This window comes from Paenibacillus sp. CMAA1364 (genome assembly GCF_054373195.1).
The window spans coordinates 1-19,245 of record NZ_JBITNB010000020.1 but is presented as its reverse complement, the minus strand read 5'-3'; the positions used below and the strand labels follow the sequence as shown (position 1 = coordinate 19,245).

At 40.3% G+C, this 19,245-nt stretch carries 22 protein-coding genes, 1 rRNA gene and 1 riboswitch; of the genes, 2 read left to right on the top strand and 21 right to left on the bottom strand.

Annotation, left to right across the window (positions count from 1 at the left end; translation table 11 throughout):
* Positions 1 to 36: 36 nt before the first annotated feature.
* The 9 genes from ispE to ACH8E3_RS11965 form a co-directional block, all read right to left on the bottom strand.
* Complete coding sequence (gene ispE, locus ACH8E3_RS12005) at positions 37 to 891, bottom strand: 4-(cytidine 5'-diphospho)-2-C-methyl-D-erythritol kinase (protein ID WP_458632877.1); 855 nt, start codon at positions 889 to 891, stop codon at positions 37 to 39.
* A gap of 195 nt (positions 892 to 1,086) precedes the next feature.
* The gene (locus tag ACH8E3_RS12000) at positions 1,087 to 1,269 is read right to left on the bottom strand and encodes a small, acid-soluble spore protein, alpha/beta type (RefSeq protein WP_458632876.1); all 183 of its coding nucleotides are present in this window, start codon (positions 1,267 to 1,269) and stop codon (positions 1,087 to 1,089) included.
* Between the two features lie 164 nt (positions 1,270 to 1,433).
* Positions 1,434 to 1,709, bottom strand: coding sequence for a biofilm formation stimulator Veg (gene veg, locus ACH8E3_RS11995; protein ID WP_458632875.1), 276 nt, complete (start codon positions 1,707 to 1,709; stop codon positions 1,434 to 1,436).
* A 201-nt stretch (positions 1,710 to 1,910) separates the two neighbouring features.
* Positions 1,911 to 2,807 carry a sporulation peptidase YabG gene (gene yabG, locus ACH8E3_RS11990; protein ID WP_458632919.1) on the bottom strand — a complete coding sequence of 299 codons (897 nt, stop codon included), beginning with the start codon at positions 2,805 to 2,807 and terminating at the stop codon, positions 1,911 to 1,913.
* Positions 2,808 to 2,887: 80 nt separating this feature from the next.
* A complete protein-coding gene (gene rsmA, locus ACH8E3_RS11985) occupies positions 2,888 to 3,772 on the bottom strand; it encodes a 16S rRNA (adenine(1518)-N(6)/adenine(1519)-N(6))-dimethyltransferase RsmA (protein WP_458632874.1) in 885 nt (294 codons plus the stop codon).
* The gene (gene rnmV, locus ACH8E3_RS11980; RefSeq protein WP_458632873.1) at positions 3,769 to 4,323 is read right to left on the bottom strand and encodes a ribonuclease M5; all 555 of its coding nucleotides are present in this window, start codon (positions 4,321 to 4,323) and stop codon (positions 3,769 to 3,771) included. The genes rsmA and rnmV overlap by 4 nt, the downstream gene beginning before the upstream one ends.
* 121 nt (positions 4,324 to 4,444) lie before the next feature.
* Positions 4,445 to 5,602 (bottom strand): 3D domain-containing protein, encoded by a 1,158-nt coding sequence (locus ACH8E3_RS11975; protein ID WP_458632872.1) that lies wholly within the window; start codon positions 5,600 to 5,602, stop codon positions 4,445 to 4,447.
* Between the two features lie 260 nt (positions 5,603 to 5,862).
* A riboswitch (cyclic di-AMP (ydaO/yuaA leader) is annotated at positions 5,863 to 6,075 on the bottom strand.
* Positions 6,076 to 6,275: 200 nt separating this feature from the next.
* Complete coding sequence (locus tag ACH8E3_RS11970; protein WP_458632871.1) at positions 6,276 to 7,046, bottom strand: TatD family hydrolase; 771 nt, start codon at positions 7,044 to 7,046, stop codon at positions 6,276 to 6,278.
* An 88-nt stretch (positions 7,047 to 7,134) separates the two neighbouring features.
* A complete protein-coding gene (locus ACH8E3_RS11965) occupies positions 7,135 to 8,424 on the bottom strand; it encodes an HD domain-containing protein (protein ID WP_458632870.1) in 1,290 nt (429 codons plus the stop codon).
* 297 nt (positions 8,425 to 8,721) lie between these two features.
* Here ACH8E3_RS11965 and ACH8E3_RS11960 point away from each other — a divergent pair, with 297 nt between their 5' ends.
* Positions 8,722 to 8,976: an AbrB/MazE/SpoVT family DNA-binding domain-containing protein gene (locus tag ACH8E3_RS11960; RefSeq protein ID WP_458632869.1), complete on the top strand. Its 255-nt coding sequence runs from the start codon at positions 8,722 to 8,724 to the stop codon at positions 8,974 to 8,976.
* Between the two features lie 175 nt (positions 8,977 to 9,151).
* Here the strand turns inward: ACH8E3_RS11960 and rsmI are convergent, their stop codons facing one another.
* The 10 genes from rsmI to ACH8E3_RS11910 form a co-directional block, all read right to left on the bottom strand.
* On the bottom strand, positions 9,152 to 10,036 hold the full coding sequence (gene rsmI, locus ACH8E3_RS11955) for a 16S rRNA (cytidine(1402)-2'-O)-methyltransferase (protein WP_458632868.1): 885 nt from the start codon (positions 10,034 to 10,036) through the stop codon (positions 9,152 to 9,154).
* On the bottom strand, positions 10,033 to 10,794 hold the full coding sequence (locus ACH8E3_RS11950; protein WP_458632918.1) for a tRNA1(Val) (adenine(37)-N6)-methyltransferase: 762 nt from the start codon (positions 10,792 to 10,794) through the stop codon (positions 10,033 to 10,035). The genes rsmI and ACH8E3_RS11950 overlap by 4 nt, the downstream gene beginning before the upstream one ends.
* A gap of 106 nt (positions 10,795 to 10,900) precedes the next feature.
* Positions 10,901 to 11,257 carry a DNA replication initiation control protein YabA gene (gene yabA, locus ACH8E3_RS11945; protein WP_458632867.1) on the bottom strand — a complete coding sequence of 119 codons (357 nt, stop codon included), beginning with the start codon at positions 11,255 to 11,257 and terminating at the stop codon, positions 10,901 to 10,903.
* A 30-nt stretch (positions 11,258 to 11,287) separates the two neighbouring features.
* Entirely contained in the window at positions 11,288 to 12,088 is an 801-nt protein-coding gene (locus ACH8E3_RS11940) for a PSP1 domain-containing protein (RefSeq protein ID WP_458632866.1), read from the bottom strand.
* Between the two features lie 60 nt (positions 12,089 to 12,148).
* Positions 12,149 to 13,123 (bottom strand): DNA polymerase III subunit delta', encoded by a 975-nt coding sequence (gene holB / locus ACH8E3_RS11935; protein ID WP_458632865.1) that lies wholly within the window; start codon positions 13,121 to 13,123, stop codon positions 12,149 to 12,151.
* Between the two features lie 100 nt (positions 13,124 to 13,223).
* Positions 13,224 to 13,667, bottom strand: coding sequence for a YaaR family protein (locus ACH8E3_RS11930; protein WP_458632864.1), 444 nt, complete (start codon positions 13,665 to 13,667; stop codon positions 13,224 to 13,226).
* A 72-nt stretch (positions 13,668 to 13,739) separates the two neighbouring features.
* Positions 13,740 to 14,069, bottom strand: a complete 330-nt coding sequence (locus ACH8E3_RS11925; protein WP_458632863.1) for a cyclic-di-AMP receptor — start codon at positions 14,067 to 14,069, stop codon at positions 13,740 to 13,742.
* Between the two features lie 22 nt (positions 14,070 to 14,091).
* Entirely contained in the window at positions 14,092 to 14,757 is a 666-nt protein-coding gene (gene tmk / locus ACH8E3_RS11920; protein ID WP_458632917.1) for a dTMP kinase, read from the bottom strand.
* Positions 14,758 to 14,762: 5 nt separating this feature from the next.
* Positions 14,763 to 16,304 (bottom strand): aminotransferase class I/II-fold pyridoxal phosphate-dependent enzyme, encoded by a 1,542-nt coding sequence (locus ACH8E3_RS11915; protein WP_458632916.1) that lies wholly within the window; start codon positions 16,302 to 16,304, stop codon positions 14,763 to 14,765.
* 315 nt (positions 16,305 to 16,619) lie between these two features.
* Positions 16,620 to 16,808 carry a sigma factor G inhibitor Gin gene (locus ACH8E3_RS11910; RefSeq protein WP_458632915.1) on the bottom strand — a complete coding sequence of 63 codons (189 nt, stop codon included), beginning with the start codon at positions 16,806 to 16,808 and terminating at the stop codon, positions 16,620 to 16,622.
* 209 nt (positions 16,809 to 17,017) lie between these two features.
* Here ACH8E3_RS11910 and ACH8E3_RS11905 point away from each other — a divergent pair, with 209 nt between their 5' ends.
* The gene (locus ACH8E3_RS11905) at positions 17,018 to 17,542 is read left to right on the top strand and encodes a hypothetical protein (protein ID WP_458632862.1); all 525 of its coding nucleotides are present in this window, start codon (positions 17,018 to 17,020) and stop codon (positions 17,540 to 17,542) included.
* Between the two features lie 45 nt (positions 17,543 to 17,587).
* On the opposite strand, the gene ACH8E3_RS11900 is transcribed toward ACH8E3_RS11905, so the two are convergent.
* Together ACH8E3_RS11900 and rrf are read right to left on the bottom strand one after the other, a co-directional pair.
* On the bottom strand, positions 17,588 to 18,004 hold the full coding sequence (locus tag ACH8E3_RS11900; protein ID WP_458632861.1) for a hypothetical protein: 417 nt from the start codon (positions 18,002 to 18,004) through the stop codon (positions 17,588 to 17,590).
* Positions 18,005 to 18,969: 965 nt separating this feature from the next.
* Positions 18,970 to 19,086, bottom strand: a 5S ribosomal RNA gene (rrf, locus tag ACH8E3_RS11895).
* Between the last annotated feature and the right edge of the window lie 159 nt (positions 19,087 to 19,245).

Genomic DNA, 19,245 nt, shown 5'->3' with positions numbered 1-19,245 from the left:
CCACTAACATACGTCTTTACACAAGAGTTGTTCGACTTATGTTAAGAGACGTACAGCGTATACCTCACGACAAAACCCTCGTAAGCCATTATATATTCTGGATACTTTGGATTGCTTGGAGACTAGCCCGAAGACAGTAGGTCCACTGCCCGACATAAGTGTTCCATCAGCACCCAACCTCATCATCGCTTCTTTGATTTGTTGCACTTCAGGATGCAACTGTAGCGTGACATCTTCTAGAACATTACCTAGCTGATCACACACATCATGAAAGCTTCCTGATCGGATGGCTTGAATCATATCCGTAGCAGATGGATGTTTCACGATCTGTTGTGCATTGAATCGACCATACACATCTTGTGTGGACACGTGGATTGGCGGTTTAGCTAATACCACCCAACATTGTGGTGGATTGGGAATAGACGTTAACACTTCGCCCCTGCCTGTAGCTAATGCTGTCCCTCCTGTGACGCAGAAGGGGACGTCAGAGCCAAGCTCTGCACCCAGCTGTTGCAACTCTTGCATTGGGATATGAAGCCCCCAGAGACGATTCAGGCCTCTAAGCGCGGCTGCTGCATCGCTACTACCCCCAGCTAATCCAGCGGCTACAGGTATTTTCTTATCTAGATGAATATGAACTCCTTTATTTACATCATATCGATCTTTGATAAGTCTAGCAGCTTTGAATGCTAGATTCTTCTCATCCAGAGGGATATAACCGACTTGACTAGATATAATAATGGTATCCCTTGGTAACTCTACCATCTCTAGCCGATCGGCTAGATCTACCATGGTCATGACCATTTCAACCTCATGATAACCATCAGGACGTTTGTGTAATACATCCAGCATTAGATTAATTTTTGCTGGTGCTTTCTCATAGGTTTTCATGGCGTTCACCCACCCTTAAGTTTTCGCTCGTTATCACTTCACAATATTATAACAAACTGTCTTATTCAAGTCATTTTAAGTTTTGATGGAGGTGATATATCGGTATTGATTGACTCACGCATCCTATTTATGTTCATCCGTGCAATAAACAAAGAGATCACCACTGAAGGCTGATCTCCTTGTTTATTGCACAGATTAGTCAGGGTTTCTCGCTGCTGCCTTCTCTGCAAGCTCAATGGCTCGCTTAACCATATTACCCGCATCTTTAGCTCTAATTCCTCCCCATCCATCTTTCTGGACGGTGTCATAGAATCCTAAATCCTTAGCAAGCTCATTCTTGAGTTCTTCCGACATCACACTTCGCTTTCTACGGCTCATGAATAACCCTCCTTCTTAGCAATAGGGATAAATGACACACATAGTATAACTCCATGAACTGTTTCTCATGCAATAATGACGATATTCACTTTAAATTCAAAATGATCACACAAAATCAGCACAGCCTTCACGAATGAGGGCTGTGCTGATTTTGTTGTTGTTATTTACGCTTTGATATACTCGAGTAAAGTTTCAGCGTTATTTTCGCAAATGCTTACTTCTACCGAAGAAGTAAGGATATCAGCATAACTATATGAAACGCGCTTAAAAGTTTCTTGTTCTTGGTCAAGCTTCACAATAAATACAGAAGGGTACGTTTCTTCCAAAACACCAGTTCGCTCAATAGTCTTCCTGCGTCCACCATTAGCACGTAACATAATTTTTTGACCCACATGAGCATCGAGACTAAGTTTAATCTCTGACAGTGCATTTTTAGCCATGTTTAACGACCACCTCTTTCCTTGTCCATTATAACGAACAATAGGAGGTATGTCAAGTCAAAACAATAATTATAACAATAGTAATTTTATGTTGTCAACGGTTTTTTTTTGGACATCTATTTCAGTACAGATTGAGCGCCATGTTACAGAACATAAGAAAAAACTCGAACCTTTAGAAAAACAGATTCAAGCCTCTTTAACCTACATTGCAGATGGGGTTACTTTTAACGTCGAGAGATCTTGAAGTCTAGGCAAGCCTATTCGATAGCTCCCACGGGATTCAATTCCACCGACACCCTGACTACCACTAATCGTGTTACTTAATACTTCATTCATGTTTATGGTCTCTCTGATCGACGTGAATGCCGCTTTGGCTGCCACATATACAGGATCTAACGCATGAATAAGAATTCGACCGGGTGAGCTTGCAAAATTAGCACCTGATTGAATTAATGCCTCGAAATGGGACTGACAGGCACCAGCCACAATAGTCAATGAATCTAAGTTGCGCTCATAGTTCCGTGCAGTTTGGATCGCAGTTACGAAATTCTGTGAGTTTTTATAACTACTTAGACTGTATAGATCTCGATTCTGCCTATGCTTCAATACCCCATCATGACCAGTAATGACAACAATATCAGGTCTCACTAATGGTAATAATCGATACAAGGCATCCGCCATACCCGATTCTCTAACATAATGACCTTCTGCTGGTACATGTAGTTGCTCATAAATAAGAAGGCTTTTCTGCAGATAATTATAATCCCCATCTAGATGAAGAACCTTTCCAGGTACTTCAAAGAAGGATATTTCTTTCGTTAATTCTCTTCGGCCACTTACCTGAGCCTGATGGCGTAACATTTGTTCCTCACGCTGCCTCGAAAAGGAAGTTAATGACTCATCCGCTCTTTCCTGGGCCTCTTGCATCTTTTGACTGATCGGTACGGTTGGTGCCTTCACCAAATCCCTAACTGGGGAGTCGGCCAATAACCTAAACTGCGTACCTTTCAGGATGGCATGGTCTTGCTGTATCTCTTCAATACGAAACGCAATATCGCCACCATAGGAACGGCGCACAACCAAGTCGCCCAAATTCATCACAACATCACCCCTACGACATGATATGGGCGAAGTTCTTGATTGGTTCATATTTTTTTAATTATCTGCCTAACCTGGTGTCACACAATACCTGCCTCAAATAGTACATTACTAAGTGTGGCGAATTCTTGCAGACTAAGTGTTTCTCCACGACGCGATGGTTGAATCCCCGCTTCTACCAACAATGCATCGATTCTTTCTCGGCCTTCAGGAAGCGCGTAACGGCTCTTTAGATTGTTGGAGATCGTCTTGCGCCGCTGTGTAAATGAGGAGCGAACGACATCGAAGAAATGTGCCTCATCTAACGTATCGACAGGGGGTTTCTCCCTGACCGTAAGACGAATGACTGCAGAATCTACATTCGGTTGAGGAATAAATACGGTATGCGGTACGGTACAGATCAACTCAGGAATGCTATAGTATTGAACTGCAATACTTAGACTGCCGTATTCCTTACTTCCTGGTGAGGCCGCCATGCGCTCTGCAACTTCTTTTTGAATCATGACAACAATGTGCTCCAATGGAAGTTTGCCTTCCAGTAGCTTCATCAGAATTGGAGTGGTCACGTAATAAGGTAGGTTAGCAACCACACTTACCTTGGATACATCATTGAAATGGGTCTGAAACAATGCTTGTAAATCGACATCAAGTACATCGGCTTGTACAACTTCAACGTTATCGTATGGCTCCATCACTTCTTGTAGTATGGGAATGAGACGTCTATCAATTTCTACAGCAGTCACAGTAGCTGCATTCTGTGCAAGCCTTTCGGTAAGAGCACCGATGCCAGGCCCTATCTCTAATGCCCCTTTGGACTTATCTAAATCTGCTGCTTCAACAATTTTATTCAGAATATTCTGATCAATAAGAAAGTTCTGACCTAAGCTCTTCTTAAAAGAGAAACCATGGCGCTTAATAATATCTTTTGTTCTTTTGGGTGTGGCAATGCTATCTATTTCATTCATTTGGTATTTAATCCTTCCTCTTCAATTTGGGCGAGAGCACTAACGAATTCATCACGCGTAATTTGGAAGATCGCTAGTCGCTTTAGAAATTGCTTACCATTACAGTAACCAATGCCCAGTATATTACCCATTTCCATTCTACGATTTGCCGCATCAGAATGAACCATGAGTCCCGCTTCTATGAGATCCTCCATATCGATCATACTTGGTACACCTTCATAGGAGGTGTGAACACGTTCTAAGGCATGCCTTATAGCTTCAGGAGATGCATTCTCTACCCCGATATCTCCTTTACGCGTTGCATCCACTTCAGGGATAAAGGCATGTTTGCACCCAGGTACCTTGTTGGTAATCATTTTGCGGATTCGTTCGCCTGCATGGTCAGGATCGGTAAATATAATAACCCCTCTACGCTCTTGGGCTAATGCAATTCGTTGTATGGTACGTGCATTAAGCGCTGAACCACCTGTCTCAATTGTATCGGCTTCTACCGCCCTCTTAATGGCTGTCGTATCATCCCGACCCTCAACTACAATAACTTCCTTGATCATAACGATACTTCCCTTCAGTGCCGGAATAACAACAGCAAAAAGAAGAGGATAAATCCCCTTCTTTATTATGACGTCCATATGTCCTTAATAGTATAGGAATAGCAAGCTGTTGTAAATTATATTAGTTCAATTGAGGCTTAACCGGTCCGATAACATATACCGTTCTACCATTCTTACGTCCGAAATTACGTGCATTCTGTAAAGAATCATAGTACACATCAATCTTGTTACCTTTGATTGCTCCACCGGTATCTTCTGCACGACGGAATCCTATTCCTTCGATATATACCCACCAGCCCATAGGAATAACGTTCTTATCTACAGCAATCGTACGTCCTTCGGTTACTCGTGTACCCGAGGCGGTGCGAGTTCCAATACCAGGCTCCTCTGAAGAGTATGCGGTCATAGATACATTCTTCAGCACCTTTTTATACGTAAAATCAACACCAGCTTTACTGGTTCGATTATTCACATTAGCAATCTCTGGCTTACTGCTGCTTTTTGCACTGGCCAAAATAACTGGTGCGGGCTTGGGCTTAGGTGCTTCAACCTTGGTGCCAACAGCAACGACTTTATCTTGAACTTTATTTCGTACTTCTTTATTGACTAGACTCATCGTTACAAATTGTCCATCTTCATATATTTTCTCGATATGTTGTACGATTGCCCCAGATTGTCCATTCTGTACGATCTTGACATTTCCCTTCATGATCGAGGGATCGGAAGTCTTAATCACCTGGAAAGGAATAGTCTCCACACGCTCAACCATCTGTTTATTAATCCGAACAATTCTAATGTCCAACTTATCTGTAATCTTTGTGTTTAAATCAGGAAATATTTTATCGTGCTCATCTAGTGTAATACCTAGTTGTTTAATGGTATCGTTAACGGTCCCTTGTGTTGTAAACGTATTGACTGACTGACCATCAGCAGTAATATTGACCGCAAGTGCACGTTGAATATGAATCTTATCGCCATCTTTAATCTTATTATCTAGTGCCATGGATACATTATCTTCCGGTCTTAACATGATAGCTTGTTCATTCAACATTTCCTGTAACATAGCATGTTGGGTCTCAATGACATTCACTTGCCCATCCATCACCAAGTACACTTGTTTACGCCCTTGAATACTAACAATTAATAGAACAGTCAGGGTTATTGCGATTAATACAATAGCAGCAACAGAGATCTTACTCAAACTTTCATACTTCCAACGTGGTGCATAAGTCATGCTGGATGATGATGAATCATGGGTCTGGTTCTTGAAAATGCCCACTATCCGATCCTCCTTCATAGCCCGCCGTCTGAAATAAAGCTGATGTGTAATTGACGCGACTAAAATAAATTTTTACAGGATACTAGAGCAATATCCATCCTGCATCATGAACCAGTCTTCTCGTCCCGTTGTCACCCCCTACATAAGAGTATGATGACAAAATTGTCTTTATTCAAAAATAAAAGAAGCCTAAAGAAAGAGTTAGAGGAACTCCTTCGCGGCTTCCCATTGTATGAATAAGGGAACTATCTGCACGAGTTGGCCTCTCTTCATTGCGCTGACGGGGTTAGCTGTCGGGTTTGGGCAAAAGAGAGTTGCCCTATCTCAGGTCATTCGCTCATGGCGGATGCCCTTGAATTCACCCCAAAGACTCAATAAAAGAAATCAAATACGATTTATATCCTTTACATGATGGATATATCATATTGGTTCCCCCGTTCTCCAACAATCAGGAGATTAAGCGAGACTGATTCATGAAAATAATAAGCTAACTAAATTGACTAGCTTACATCACTGAAAAGATGATATCGCGTTTTGATACATATTGTAAAGGAGCATTCAACCACAAATAACTGTATAAATGGTTAAAACTTTGTAATATTCCATCACTACTTAATCATAACTCATGATTAAGTAGCTTAATCTCACTCTTTCGTACCATTTGCTCTGCTATTCACGTTATACCAAATAAATACAGGGCATTTTTGGTGGTTATTTGAGCTAATTCATCGATTTCTATGCCTTTAATTTGAGCCGCAGCCTCTGCCACTAACTTCACATGAGAGGATTCATTCCTCTTTCCACGAAATGGGTGTGGTGTAAGGTATGGGGAGTCTGTTTCGATTAATAATCGATCCATCGGTACCTGAGCTAATACCTCTTTAGGTTGTTTCGCATTCTTGAATGTTATAGGTCCGCCAAATGACAAATGGAATCCCATATGAAGACACATCTTTGCAGTCTCCCAACTACCAGAGAAAGAGTGCATAATTCCACCAACCTCATGTGCCTTTTCCTCTTTTAGAATTCTAACGATATCTTCATGTGCATCCCGATTATGAATCACGATGGGCATCTTCATTTCGCGGGCAAGTGCAATTTGCTGACGAAGAACCTTCTGCTGTACATCTTTTGGTGATGTATCCCAATGATAGTCGAGCCCAATCTCTCCAATAGCCACGACCTTCTCATGTTGGCATAGTGATGCGACCCATGCCAGATCTTCATCCGTCATCGTTATGGCATCAACGGGGTGGAACCCTACTGCCGCATAGATAAAGTCATACTTCTCAGCCAATTGCATCGTGGATGGAATGGTTTCTCTATTAAAACCGATATTGACCATCTTACCAACGCCATCTTCTACTGCGCGTGCAATTACCTCATCGCGGTCTTCGTCAAATTCCGGTGCATCGAGATGCGTATGTGTGTCGAATAACATCATGATATTAACTCCCTTTTGTCATCGTAGTTTTACTGCTAGATAAACCGCTAGTAGGTTCAAGAGGTTCTATCAGAATACCGTTATTACTTCACTTGGTATAATCCATGAATAGACGAGCAACAGAAGGCGTAAATGCTGTTAATACGTTCTTAACCTTCTGTTCAGGATAATACAAGCGAAACTTACCACGTTGGAGGCCACTGATAGATCGTACAATGTCAGATACCTCCGAAATCTCCATTAGCTTCTCTTGCCGGTTCAACAATAAGATTTGCTTTTGACTAACTTCATCACCGGAGTGAAATACATCATACGGAAGATCGCTAGGAGAATCAATAATAAGGTCATATTCTGGGTTAAGACCATTGCGATGAAATTGATCATAGATTTCAGGAACCATATCTCTATCATGTGGTTCTAATTCAATATATTTATATAATTTGCGATGCATAAATCGACAGCAAAGCTCGCTTAGTACCTTGTCCTTCTCTGTCGTCCACTGCATAAATGCAGTCTGAATGAGAGCTTCATCTAATTTCAAATACTGCTCTACTGTAACTTCCCCCTTGAACAAACAGATAAATGGTTGAAGCATAAATTCAAAGTGATAACCTTCTATATACAATTCCTTAGCTCTTTTAAAAATAAGCCTTAGAATAATCTCAGAACTTCGCGTTACGGGATGGAAGTACACCTGCCAATACATTTGATACCTTGCCATTAAGTAATCCTCAACAGCATGCATTCCTGATTCCTTCACGACAATTCTTCCATGATAGGGTCTTAACATTCTTATGATCCGATCGATATCGATTGTGCCGTAATTCACACCGGTATAGTAAGCGTCACGCAATAAATAATCCATCCGATCAGCATCAAGTGCACTGGATACGAGATTAACCACAATAGGCTTATCATATGTCTTACCTATGACAGAGGCTACCTTTTGGGCGAAATCCTTGTCGACCTCACATAGGATTTGATTGATTTGCGTATTACCCATAATCAACTTAATCGTCCAATCCTCGTGATTCATATGAAATGCTTCTTCTATAGAGTGTGAGAATGGTCCATGTCCAACATCATGAAGTAATGCCGCACAAAGCGTAACCAATCTCTCCTCCTTCGGCCAATCTGAGTAATGATTCTTTTCAAATAAGGAGATAATTTGTCTAGTTATTTCATATACACCTAGTGAATGTGAGAATCTGCTATGTTCGGCACCATGAAAAGTTAAATAAGATGTTCCTAATTGACGTATTCTGCGCAACCGTTGAAATTCAACTGTATTGATTAATTTCCAAATGGTTGTATCCTCGACGTGAATATAATTGTGGACTGGATCCTTAAATACCTTCTCTTCGTTTAAAAGATGCATCTTCTCGTTTCCACTCCTTCATAATTTTATTTTATTAAAATAGTAAAGTATTTGTCGATAAATGACGTTTTTATGACACTATTTGTTATTTTTTGATTATTATTTTTATCCTATCTTTTCTCTATTTAATCATATCTATCAATACTAATGGGGATTTTCCTTGATCTGATTGGACTTTTACGATTCAGGTCGTGTTGACTTAACTAGTAATGGTAGGTAAAATCAATAACATAAAACATGGAATTATGTCGAATCATGGAATACTTAAACTTACGTTCGAAGGGAGCAAGACCACAAATGATGAAATCAACCGGAATTGTAAGGAAAGTAGACGAGCTAGGAAGGGTTGTTATTCCAATTGAATTACGCCGCACACTAGGTATTGCTGAGAAGGATGCTTTAGAGATTTATGTAGATGGTGAACGCATTATCCTCAAAAAATATGAGCCTGCATGCATATTCTGTGGTAACGCCGAAGGTGTTATTTACTTTAAAGGAAAAATAGTCTGTAATGATTGTGTATCTAACATGCCAAAACTTGTGACAAATTGATAATTATAGAGTATACTATAATTAATTAAATCGTTAATTCAAACCTTTATTATATCTCCTTAATGTCTACCTCAGCTTTATTACAAAGCAGATGGTGGGCATTCTTTTTTTAATGGAGGAAATATAGACATTTATCGGTCTATATCTCCTAACAATATTAACTACTGCCTCTCTTCTACAAGAGTGCATTATAAATGTCCCTCTTGGACACCCCACGGTCTGTGGCCGTTCTCTTCATAGCATCTTTTCGAGAGTCTCCATCCTTCTCATAATGTGCGACATGTTCCTCTAGCGCTAGTTCCTGCCACCAAGCATCCTTTTGCTTCTGTTCTTCTTCTTGACTTGCGCCTTCTACCACTAATACATATTCGCCAATCGGCGCATGTTCCTCTAACCATTCTAGACATTCACTGATAGGTCCACGAACGATTTCCTCATATCTCTTAGTCAGCTCACGCGCAAGTGCTACCTTACGATCACCTATCACTTCCAGCAAGAAGCCTAATGTCTTTATGATTCGATGGGGTGACTCATAGAATATCAATGTTCCTTGTGCATACATAACAGAACTGAGTACCTTCTGAACATCTTTACGATCGCGTGGTAGAAATCCAACAAAAGTAAATCGCTCTGTTGGCAGTCCTGATACGATTAGGGCAGATAAGGCTGCATTTGCACCTGGTATTGGAATAACAGGTATCCCTTCTGCAATAGCCAATCGAACAAGATCAGAACCGGGATCGGATATGGCAGGTAGCCCAGCATCACTAACTAGCGCTAAGTCCTTTCCTTCTAATATATATCGAATTAATTCAGGACCACTCGCGCTCTTGTTATGTTCATGATAACTAAATAAATGTTGCGGTGTGATTTCAAAGTGTGTTAGTAACTTACGTGTCTGACGTGTATCCTCCGCTGCAATAATATCGCAACTCTTTAACACATTTACTGCACGATAAGTCATATCTTCTAGATTACCAATGGGCGTACCCACTAGATACAATGCTCCGCTACTTCGATTGTCTTTTCCTTGGAAGCTACTTTGTTTGGTTATACTCATCGTTCACCTTCACTTGATCCGTAATATATTTGTGCTAGTTCTGGCGTATATTCATGTTGTTCGTTATATACAATAAGCGGAGGCAGTATTCTAACTTCTGGCTTTCCATCACGCATTGCTTCAATTAATACCATATTGGCCTCCATATTGGCTCTTGAATGAACAAAGCGAATCCGCTTAGGTTCAAGACGATACTCTCTCATCAAGGTCATAATTTCACCCAGTCGCTGAGGTTTATGAACCATATTAACTTTGCCACCTGGACGTACTAGCCGTGTACAAGCCTGTACGACTTCCTCTAATGTGCATTGTATTTCGTGACGTGCAATGGCTTGGTGTGCATTTAATTTAATATCACTGCCATTTAGCGGCATATATGGTGGATTCACTGTGATTGCATCATAAATACCGTGCCCTGTCTCCTTATAGAGATCCCTTAAGTCACCTTCTCTAATACTAATAGTGTCCTCTAGCTTGTTCAGACGAACACTACGACGTGCCATGTCTGCCAATCTAGGTTGGATTTCAATGCCCTCTATTGAAGCTTTGGTTCTTGTCGTTAACAAGATAGGAATCGCACCATTACCAGTACATAAATCTAGTATCCGTCCCTTTTGGGGGATATTTGCAAATCTTGCTAGTAGCACTGCATCCATAGAGAAGCTGAATACCTCATCACTCTGAATGATTCGTAGTTCGTTCGTTAATAAGTCATCAATTCTTTCTGATGGTTGAAGCATCATATCATGTGTATTCATATTCATATACCCTATCCTTACATCATTATTAAGTGAACGAATCCATTTACTTTATCTACAGTATTTCAAAAAAAGCCGTAGGAACATTCCCTACGGCACTACTCTATTACTTATTTAAAAAAGATAGACAAAACAGACAGTCACCTTCTGTTCGTAAATGTCCATAATAGACATTACAAATATGGAAGCCCTCATGATATAACCTCGCGAGGTTATCATATCCTTCTCCAACCACATCTTCAGGTATGACATGTTGAAGAGGAATGGAGGATATGTTTGCTTCTTCCATCAATTGAGCTTCTCTTTTAAGAATAATACGAAGTCTCTCATTCTCTAGAGCAATTCGATTATTCTCTTCTAATAGCTCTTTCACATGTGACTTCAAATCACCTAAATCTTGAATCATATGTTCCATTTGTGCTTCCATTTCCTGTATGCGCTGAAATACATTTCTCTTCTCCATGTTTCCACCCCGAACAGTAACCTCTATGGTCTACTTGATGACAACGTCATCTATTGGAAGTTCCTTGACTTTGCCAATCTCAAACAATTGTACGTGAACACTTCGGCTGCCAGCATTAATTCCCACGACTTTACCATCACCTAATGAGGTAACAACCATCTTGCCTATGGAAGGTAATTCTTCTCTTACACTTTCATAGTTATCATGTTCAAATTTAAGACAACACATCAGTCTTCCACACAGGCCTGAAATTTTACTTGGATTAAGGGATAGCCTTTGATCCTTGGCCATCTTAATCGATACAGGCTCGAAATCACCAAGCCAAGAGGAACAACATAGAATGCGTCCACATGGACCAATTCCACCGAGCATTTTGGCTTCATCACGTACACCAATTTGTCTAAGTTCGATTCTTGTTCTGAAGATACTTGCTAAGTCTTTGACTAGTTCTCTGAAATCAACTCTTCCCTCTGCTGTGAAATAAAATATAATCTTATTTCGATCAAAGGTGAACTCCACATCGACTAGCTTCATCTTCAGTTCATGTTCTCGAACTTTATTTAAACAGGTTGCAAATGCATCCTTTGCTGCCTGCTGATTCTCTTCAACGATATTGGCATCGGAATCACTGGCGATACGAATGACCTTCTTCAATGGTAACACCACATCAGATTCATTCACTTCTTTCTTTCCAATGACAACCTTTCCATACTCGATCCCTCGCGCTGTCTCAACGATAACGTGATGGTCCTTTGTAATAGGAAAGTCCAATGGATCGAAATAATAGATTTTGCCCGCTTTCTTGAATCGGACACCCACTACGCTGTACAAAGACTAACCCCCCTACCCTTACTTCTTAATATTTCTGAAGTCATTGATCATTTGGATCTATTATTCACCCAGACCAATCAGAAATTGTTCCAGACAGAGTTGTCCATTCACATTATGACGCAACTTTTTCTTCGCCTCTGTCGCAAGATCCATATATGTGACCCATTGTGCATGACTTCGTGAAGTTGCTTGTGTAGATATGAACTCTATCTGATCTATAAATACGATACTTTCATGCCTATCAAATTGAACATGCAGCATATCTTTGAACCACAAATGAAACAAATTAAATAATACATCTAGATGCTCTGAGAGTCCGGTCTTGAATAGCTTCGTCCCAGCTGTAATAAGAGACGTGCTTCCTCTTCCTATAGACTCCTTTCCTAATTGTAACACTACGTTTCTAATTTCTGCAAACCAATTCTGCTCTAAGAGTTCCCTACATCCTTCTAACCCATAAGTTAAATGGACAGCACAACGAACTAATGATGAAGGATATCCTTCATGTATGAGTACTTCCATCATCTTGGTTGGACTTACAGGCTTAAAGGGAACGCGTTGCGATCTCGATTGAATGGTTGGTAATAATGCTTGTACATTCTCTGATATCAGTATAGCAACTGCTGGAATTGGCGGCTCTTCAAGAAATTTAAGTAAACTGTTGGCTGCTTGATTCGTCATCTTATCAGCCTGATCTATAATGTATACCTTAGGATTATTAGTATCCGAACGATACGAAAAGATCCGCTGTAATCCGCGGATCTGGTCTATTTTGATCGATGCGCCATCTGGATTGATTAGTTGTATATCTGGATGATTGCCATGATCAAATTTACGACACTCTAAACAATGTCCACAAGCATCTTCTTTATTCTCAGTACAGAACAATGCCTTGGCAAATGAAAGTGCCGTATTCATCTGATCGCATCCCGCTGGTCCATTAAATAGATATGCATGACTCACAGTATCCCGACGCAGTCCATTTTGCAACATTTGTACAGCAACATCCTGCCCTACAATATCAATAAAAGACATAAACCCTCTCTTCCTGAAATATAAGAAAGTATAAATCCTACAATATATCAACTACTCACATATATGAAGGCGGACTATCTTCGGACAAGTTTATTAATGATTATAAACTTAAGTTAATCAGCATGCCTCGGATTTCACCCATTTGATGTAGAAGGTTTATTTTACCCTCTTCGCTTTCTAATAATTCATCAGCCATTGCTAATAATGCTGAATCTAATTCATCTATTAACTTATAACGCTTACCACGCCCACGTCGGTCCCATCCTATGGTTTCCTTCATGGTTACTCCGTTGCGCACCGTATCTTCTAAGAATCGTTTCACCATCATGCGATAGGCTTTAAGTTCTCGAATCGTCATTGATCTGGCTAGGCGATCACCTTGCATTTGGATTTCCTTAAATCGTCTGCTGAGTTCTTCTTGAGAGGCTTGTTGCCCCTGTTGTTGAATAACGTCGGAGAATGACTTCTGTTGGACTATCTTTGTATTCCCCTCATTCGGCGAGACTTCACTTTTAAAAGGCCTAAGGCCTGGATTTATTTTCAAATGAATCACCTACCTTTATGTTTGATCCCACTAGCTAGTAGGATACAGAAAGCTATCTACTCTATATCCTCTTTAGAAATGTTCATAACGCTCAACTGGCATCACGAACACCGTAGCTCCACCTACTTGTACTTCTACTGGTAGTGGCAAATAGGAGTCGGTTGTCCCGCTCATTGGTGTGACTGGCGTAACCAGCTGTTCACGAACTTTACAACTCTTATTGATAACATTCATTACGGCATCGATCTGTCCATCATCCACACCGATCATAAATGTTGTATTCCCTGCGCGCAGGAATCCACCTGTACTAGCTAGTTTGGTTGCACGGAAGTTCGACTTTACCAATTCAGAAGACAGTCTATTGCTGTCCTTATCTTGTACAATCGCAATAATTAATTTCATGTTGTTATCCTCCTCATTAATGTCACTTTACAGTATTATTTGACAACGAACCTTGTATTCCCTTTAAAATGCCGTTATTCATTTTATTAATAATATCACTTACGACCTTCATAGGCATCTGCTCTGCATCAACCGTGACGACACGGTGTTGATTTTGTTTAGCAATCATCTGGTAACCCTCACGTACTTTACAATGGAATTCCATCTTCTCTAGGTCTAATCGATTGACTTCTCTTTCCTGGCTTGCCTCTATACGTGCTAACCCCACTGCTGGATCAACATCTAAATAAAAGGTCAGATCAGGCATCATAGCATCAATCGCGAACTGATTAATTCTCCATACCTCTTCCATACCCAATCCTCTAGCATAACCCTGATATGCAAGACTGCTATCGACAAAACGATCGCAAAGAACGACCTTTCCTGCATCTAAAGCTGGCTTCACCTTTTCTACTAAATGTTGGCGACGTGCAGCAGCATATAACAACGCTTCTGTTCGAGCATCCATCGCAGTATGCTTGGTGTCTAGTATAACATCTCTTATCCTTTCAGAAATCTCAATTCCTCCAGGTTCTCTCGTCAACATGTAGGGAATCGCTTGATTCTCTAGATACAAGCTGATTTCTTTGAGAACCGTAGTCTTTCCAGCTCCCTCACCACCCTCAAAGGATATAAACTTACCTCTAATATTCATCATTTCTCCTGCTTTCTCTCGTTCTTGAAGACTTTTATATGATGCAAGTTAGAATCTGATGCGCCATGACACTTGGCTCCCACCGCTTCTAGTGCAAGTAGATGTTCGTAAACTTCCCTCGATATGTGTTCCCCCGCATATAGCAGTGGTATTCCTGGAGGATAGGGAACGATCATCTCTGCTGCTATCTTTCCTTCACATTCTGCTAGGGGGATGGACTCGGTAGCATTGGAAGGTATGGGTTGCATACTAAATGGGATTAATGTTGAGAACTGTTGTCGAGATTTGTTCCACGTGGAGTATTGGACAGCATTCCTTGTCGCTAACTGTCTACCCTGATCATCCTCCGCATTTGTCTCTACTACAGATATATGCTGGAGAGCCTTTAAAAGGTGCTCAACATCCTCCAATGTGGATCCTAAGCTGAAGAGTAAGACGACGTACCGTTCGTCGTTCATCTCTGGTATGCAGCCATGCACCTCCAAGTGCTGCTGCAGCTCATACCCACCCAAGACTCCTGTGACGTCATAAATGACGGCCTTGAAGGGGTCTTGGGTCGTGTATGCACCGGCCATATGCGTAGCAGGCCGGTGCTCAACTGTGGTCGTCGAAGATGCGACGACTGGATCCTTGGGCTGCGGCGGTTGCAGCAGCCCGAAGCGTGGCAGCAGCGCAAGGCCACGCTTGAAGGCGTTCACGGCGGATAGTCCAGCCGTGAATGTGTCTGCGCCGCCTAGATGAAGCTGGCGGCGTGCCAAGTCGAGCGAGGCCATCAATGGATATGATGGACTAGAGCTCTGAAGCATCGCCAGACGTTGGCGTAGCAAATCTCTGTCCACTCTTGCACCTTGAACATGTAACATTGAGCCCATTGTAAGAGCAGATAACATCTTATGTGTAGATTGCACGACAGCATCAGCACCACAGAACAATGCACTCTGTGGGAGCTTCTCATGATGGCCATAATGGGCGCCATGCGCTTCGTCAACGATCAGTGGCACATCATGCTGATGGCAAATACCCGTTATTGGCATTAGATCTATACCCATGCCGTAGTAATTAGGCATCGTAAGTAGTACTCCTTTGGCTTGAGGGTACGCTTCTAGCGCCTTAGTAATCGTTGTCAATGTGGGTGATGTGGCAAGTCCACTGATTGGGTCTATCTGAGGTTCTAAGAACACGGCATTGGCACTCGCTAACATCAGACCATGTAATACAGACTTATGGACATTTCGTTGTACAATCAGAATGTCTCCAGGGTTTGTGCAAAGCGTGAGGATCAACGCAATATTTCCAACCGTGCTACCTCCTACAAGAAGATAACTTTCTTCTGCGCCGAAGCAATCTGCTGCAAGTTCCTGTGCTTCCTTAATGATCCCTTGGGGATGATGAAGGTCATCCGTCCCTATAATCTCTGTGACATCAATTTGCATCACATCCGCTAACATTTCCGCACCACCACAAGAAGCATAGGCTTGTCCATTCTTATGACCTGGCACATGAAAACTAGCTCGCTTGTTATTCCTATATTGGAGCAACATCTCATAGATCGGTGCCTTTTCTTTATTTAGAACATTCTTATCTACTTGTTCCCATGTCGTTCGTTCTATTGTTGTTCCTTCTATTGAATTGCTTGGTATAGGCATGAATCATCCGATTCCTTCCCATATTTTATTTATTTCTATTTTATCTTAATCTGCAACATACGCCAATCGTTGGTCTTTATATACACCACTCTTTAGACTACTCTATTATCTCATACATTTGACTATTAGAAAGGAAGAACTCCTTTATTCTGCTATATATCCTCAACTACAAACAAAGAGCAGCCGTTGGCCACTCTTCATTTATTCAGATCATCTCATATTTGCACTGATGTTAATTCTTTTCATTTGATGAATAAAAAATTGATATTTCTCTTCCTCCGCGTTTGTATGCACCATTTCTAATTCACAGGACTCACAAATAAATTGTGACACAATACATATCCCTTCCTCTTTAGGTTGCCCGCAAATAATACAGACGTGTTCGGTATGATTCTCCATCATCCACCCCACCTTGTCTCTTTTTCTATCAGTATGATGCAGTTTCTATTATTTTAAACCTTTTCATAGAAATTTATATAATCATTAATAGTCCTATAATCATATTCAAACGTAGGTATTGCTGTGTATGTCCATAATTTATCTTTAGAAACAATCTACGAATGCCGATATATTAATATAGATAACCTTAAGGGGGATAGTTGTATCATATGACTGAAGAAATCGGCTCAAGTGCTACCTTTTATCAATATAAACTCATTAAAAAGACACAGCTTTCAAACAACATGAACATCATATATTGGATTATTCCCTTTATTGTACTTACGTTAGTTACAATACTAATTAACTTTGTTAGCATTTTTTACTTCATATTAGCTGCTCCTATTGTATTATGGATACACTTTGTTGTTTCGCGTACAGCATTACTCATCTCAGGTCCACGTTATCATAAACGTTGGTCTTTCCATTGGAAGACACCATGGATTGGATATATGCCTAATCAATTTATTACTTATCTTTTATTTATCAAAATAAGTTCTATCACGATGTGGTTTGGTCTAGGTATCTTTACGATTATCGCCTTTTGGTCTCCGCTCTCATTTATTATTGGGATGCTGTATTGGCACCTGTGGTTCTTGCTACCACGCTTATACGCGATTATAGCTCTATCGGGTCAGCGTAAAGATGGTGTGATCAAATTCAATCCTCAAGATATTTCGTATTATAAACAGTGAATAATGATGAAGAAGGCCTTCTCCAATAACATGGGAAGGCCTTCATTATTTAATTTCCAAGCTTCTCACAACTGATTTATCATTTGCTTTAGGCAACATAATCAAAAAACAATTATCAAGTATAGTCACCTGTACCACTTTATTATCCTTTTGGAATACCCGAACAGCGTCTTGTCGATCTTCCTTTACCTCATGCCAACCCCACTCAATAATAGACTCTAAATAAGGCTCGGGAAATACGCTTGTTTCTTTAAGACCAGGTAAGGAATAATTTACAACATTCATATCTGTGTTTGCTGTAGAGCGATCTTTTTGATTCGCTTCTTTAGGTACAGGAAAGCTCTTCTCATTTGCTGCACCTTCAAAGGATGTCCAGGAAGGCTTGGAACTTCCACATCCAGAAAGAATAACTGTTAATGTACATAACAGAACGAGAGCGTGCAGCCATGCTATTTTACGCATGAATGTCCTCCTTACTTTAATTCGCATATTTTAAAATTTAGCGAAAGTATCGTATTCTGCTCTGTAGATACTAATCACAACAGATAACATATATTAAAGGTTCCTATTTACACTTTATTATTATACTTGGAAGACTATGATTAGCGGTTACAGAAATGTTACATTATTTCCAACGGTTATCTCAATTATGTGCAGTTTATTAGCAGAATCCTTCAATATGGCTATATAATACCTCCTCATTAACTCTCTTATTACACAAAATCAATCAATAATAATCTATAAAAATTCGTATTTTCCTTAATAATTTCATTAGATCAGCTCATTCGAATGGTACATTTAGGGATCAGACAATGGCCATTAGTTGCTTAAAATAAAATAAAAAATTAGTTTTAGGCAAAAATACCCGATTTTGAGTAATTAAGTATCCATTTTGTAACTGTCTTAGTCTATAGAATATTTAGAGTCAATTTTAATGATCATTTAGTAACTAAATACTATGATGTAGTGATAGTAATAGTTGATATATGTGGCTTAGGTCAAAATAGTAACTTAAGATGATGGAGTTGTTAGCACGCGTTCTTATGCGTTCTTAAGCTTTTGTATTAATTATCCAGTTAGTTGAGAGGAAATAAGATAGTACTCTAGTTACAGCGTAGAAGAATGAAGTGAATAGGATTCCAGATATTAACACTTATGTGGAGGTTATGTTGTTCTGCATGGAATAGTTGCATATATAGTAGTTAAATGGCCGGATATCGTAACGGAGTGTGCATTAGATGCTTAAAAGACATTTAAAAGTTGGGTATTAGCAGAAAGTAGCTGGTTTGGAGTAACTAAGTGTTGGTTCTGCAACTAAATTTGCGCATGGGACGATTCGATGCAATTTAGTTGTACTTCGAGCAACTAAATTCATTTAAATACACAAATAAAAACCACTGTCGATATACATCAACAGTGGTTCTTGTGCTTGGCGACGTCCTACTCTCCCAGGACCCTGCGGTCCAAGTACCATCGGCGCTGGAGGGCTTAACGGTCGTGTTCGGGATGGGTACGTGTGGAACCCCTCCGCTATCGCCACCAAATAGGATTTATGCGTTGCTATCTTGCTTCAATAAATTCACCTCAGCAAAATATCCATCCTTATTAAGGACATGCAACCTAAATCAGTTATCCAGATGTTTGATCACCTGAAAACTAGATACGAACGAATTTGTGTAAGAACATGTATAGCTTATGCTTTC

Excerpts from the sequence above, each read along its gene's own strand:
- ispE (WP_458632877.1), bottom strand. The coding sequence starts at position 891 with ATGAAAACCTATGAGAAAGCACCAGCAAAAATTAATCTAATGCTGGAT.
- ACH8E3_RS12000 (WP_458632876.1), bottom strand. The coding sequence starts at position 1,269 with ATGAGCCGTAGAAAGCGAAGTGTGATGTCGGAAGAACTCAAGAATGAG.
- veg (WP_458632875.1), bottom strand. The coding sequence starts at position 1,709 with ATGGCTAAAAATGCACTGTCAGAGATTAAACTTAGTCTCGATGCTCAT.
- yabG (WP_458632919.1), bottom strand. The coding sequence starts at position 2,807 with ATGAATTTGGGCGACTTGGTTGTGCGCCGTTCCTATGGTGGCGATATT.
- rsmA (WP_458632874.1), bottom strand. The coding sequence starts at position 3,772 with ATGAATGAAATAGATAGCATTGCCACACCCAAAAGAACAAAAGATATT.
- rnmV (WP_458632873.1), bottom strand. The coding sequence starts at position 4,323 with ATGATCAAGGAAGTTATTGTAGTTGAGGGTCGGGATGATACGACAGCC.
- ACH8E3_RS11970 (WP_458632871.1), bottom strand. The coding sequence starts at position 7,046 with ATGATGTTATTCGACACACATACGCATCTCGATGCACCGGAATTTGAC.
- ACH8E3_RS11965 (WP_458632870.1), bottom strand. The coding sequence starts at position 8,424 with ATGCATCTTTTAAACGAAGAGAAGGTATTTAAGGATCCAGTCCACAAT.
- ACH8E3_RS11960 (WP_458632869.1), top strand. The coding sequence starts at position 8,722 with ATGATGAAATCAACCGGAATTGTAAGGAAAGTAGACGAGCTAGGAAGG.
- rsmI (WP_458632868.1), bottom strand. The coding sequence starts at position 10,036 with ATGAGTATAACCAAACAAAGTAGCTTCCAAGGAAAAGACAATCGAAGT.
- ACH8E3_RS11950 (WP_458632918.1), bottom strand. The coding sequence starts at position 10,794 with ATGAATACACATGATATGATGCTTCAACCATCAGAAAGAATTGATGAC.
- yabA (WP_458632867.1), bottom strand. The coding sequence starts at position 11,257 with ATGGAGAAGAGAAATGTATTTCAGCGCATACAGGAAATGGAAGCACAA.
- holB (WP_458632865.1), bottom strand. The coding sequence starts at position 13,123 with ATGTCTTTTATTGATATTGTAGGGCAGGATGTTGCTGTACAAATGTTG.
- ACH8E3_RS11925 (WP_458632863.1), bottom strand. The coding sequence starts at position 14,069 with ATGAAATTAATTATTGCGATTGTACAAGATAAGGACAGCAATAGACTG.
- ACH8E3_RS11915 (WP_458632916.1), bottom strand. The coding sequence starts at position 16,304 with ATGTTGCTCCAATATAGGAATAACAAGCGAGCTAGTTTTCATGTGCCA.
- ACH8E3_RS11910 (WP_458632915.1), bottom strand. The coding sequence starts at position 16,808 with ATGGAGAATCATACCGAACACGTCTGTATTATTTGCGGGCAACCTAAA.
- ACH8E3_RS11905 (WP_458632862.1), top strand. The coding sequence starts at position 17,018 with ATGACTGAAGAAATCGGCTCAAGTGCTACCTTTTATCAATATAAACTC.
- ACH8E3_RS11900 (WP_458632861.1), bottom strand. The coding sequence starts at position 18,004 with ATGCGTAAAATAGCATGGCTGCACGCTCTCGTTCTGTTATGTACATTA.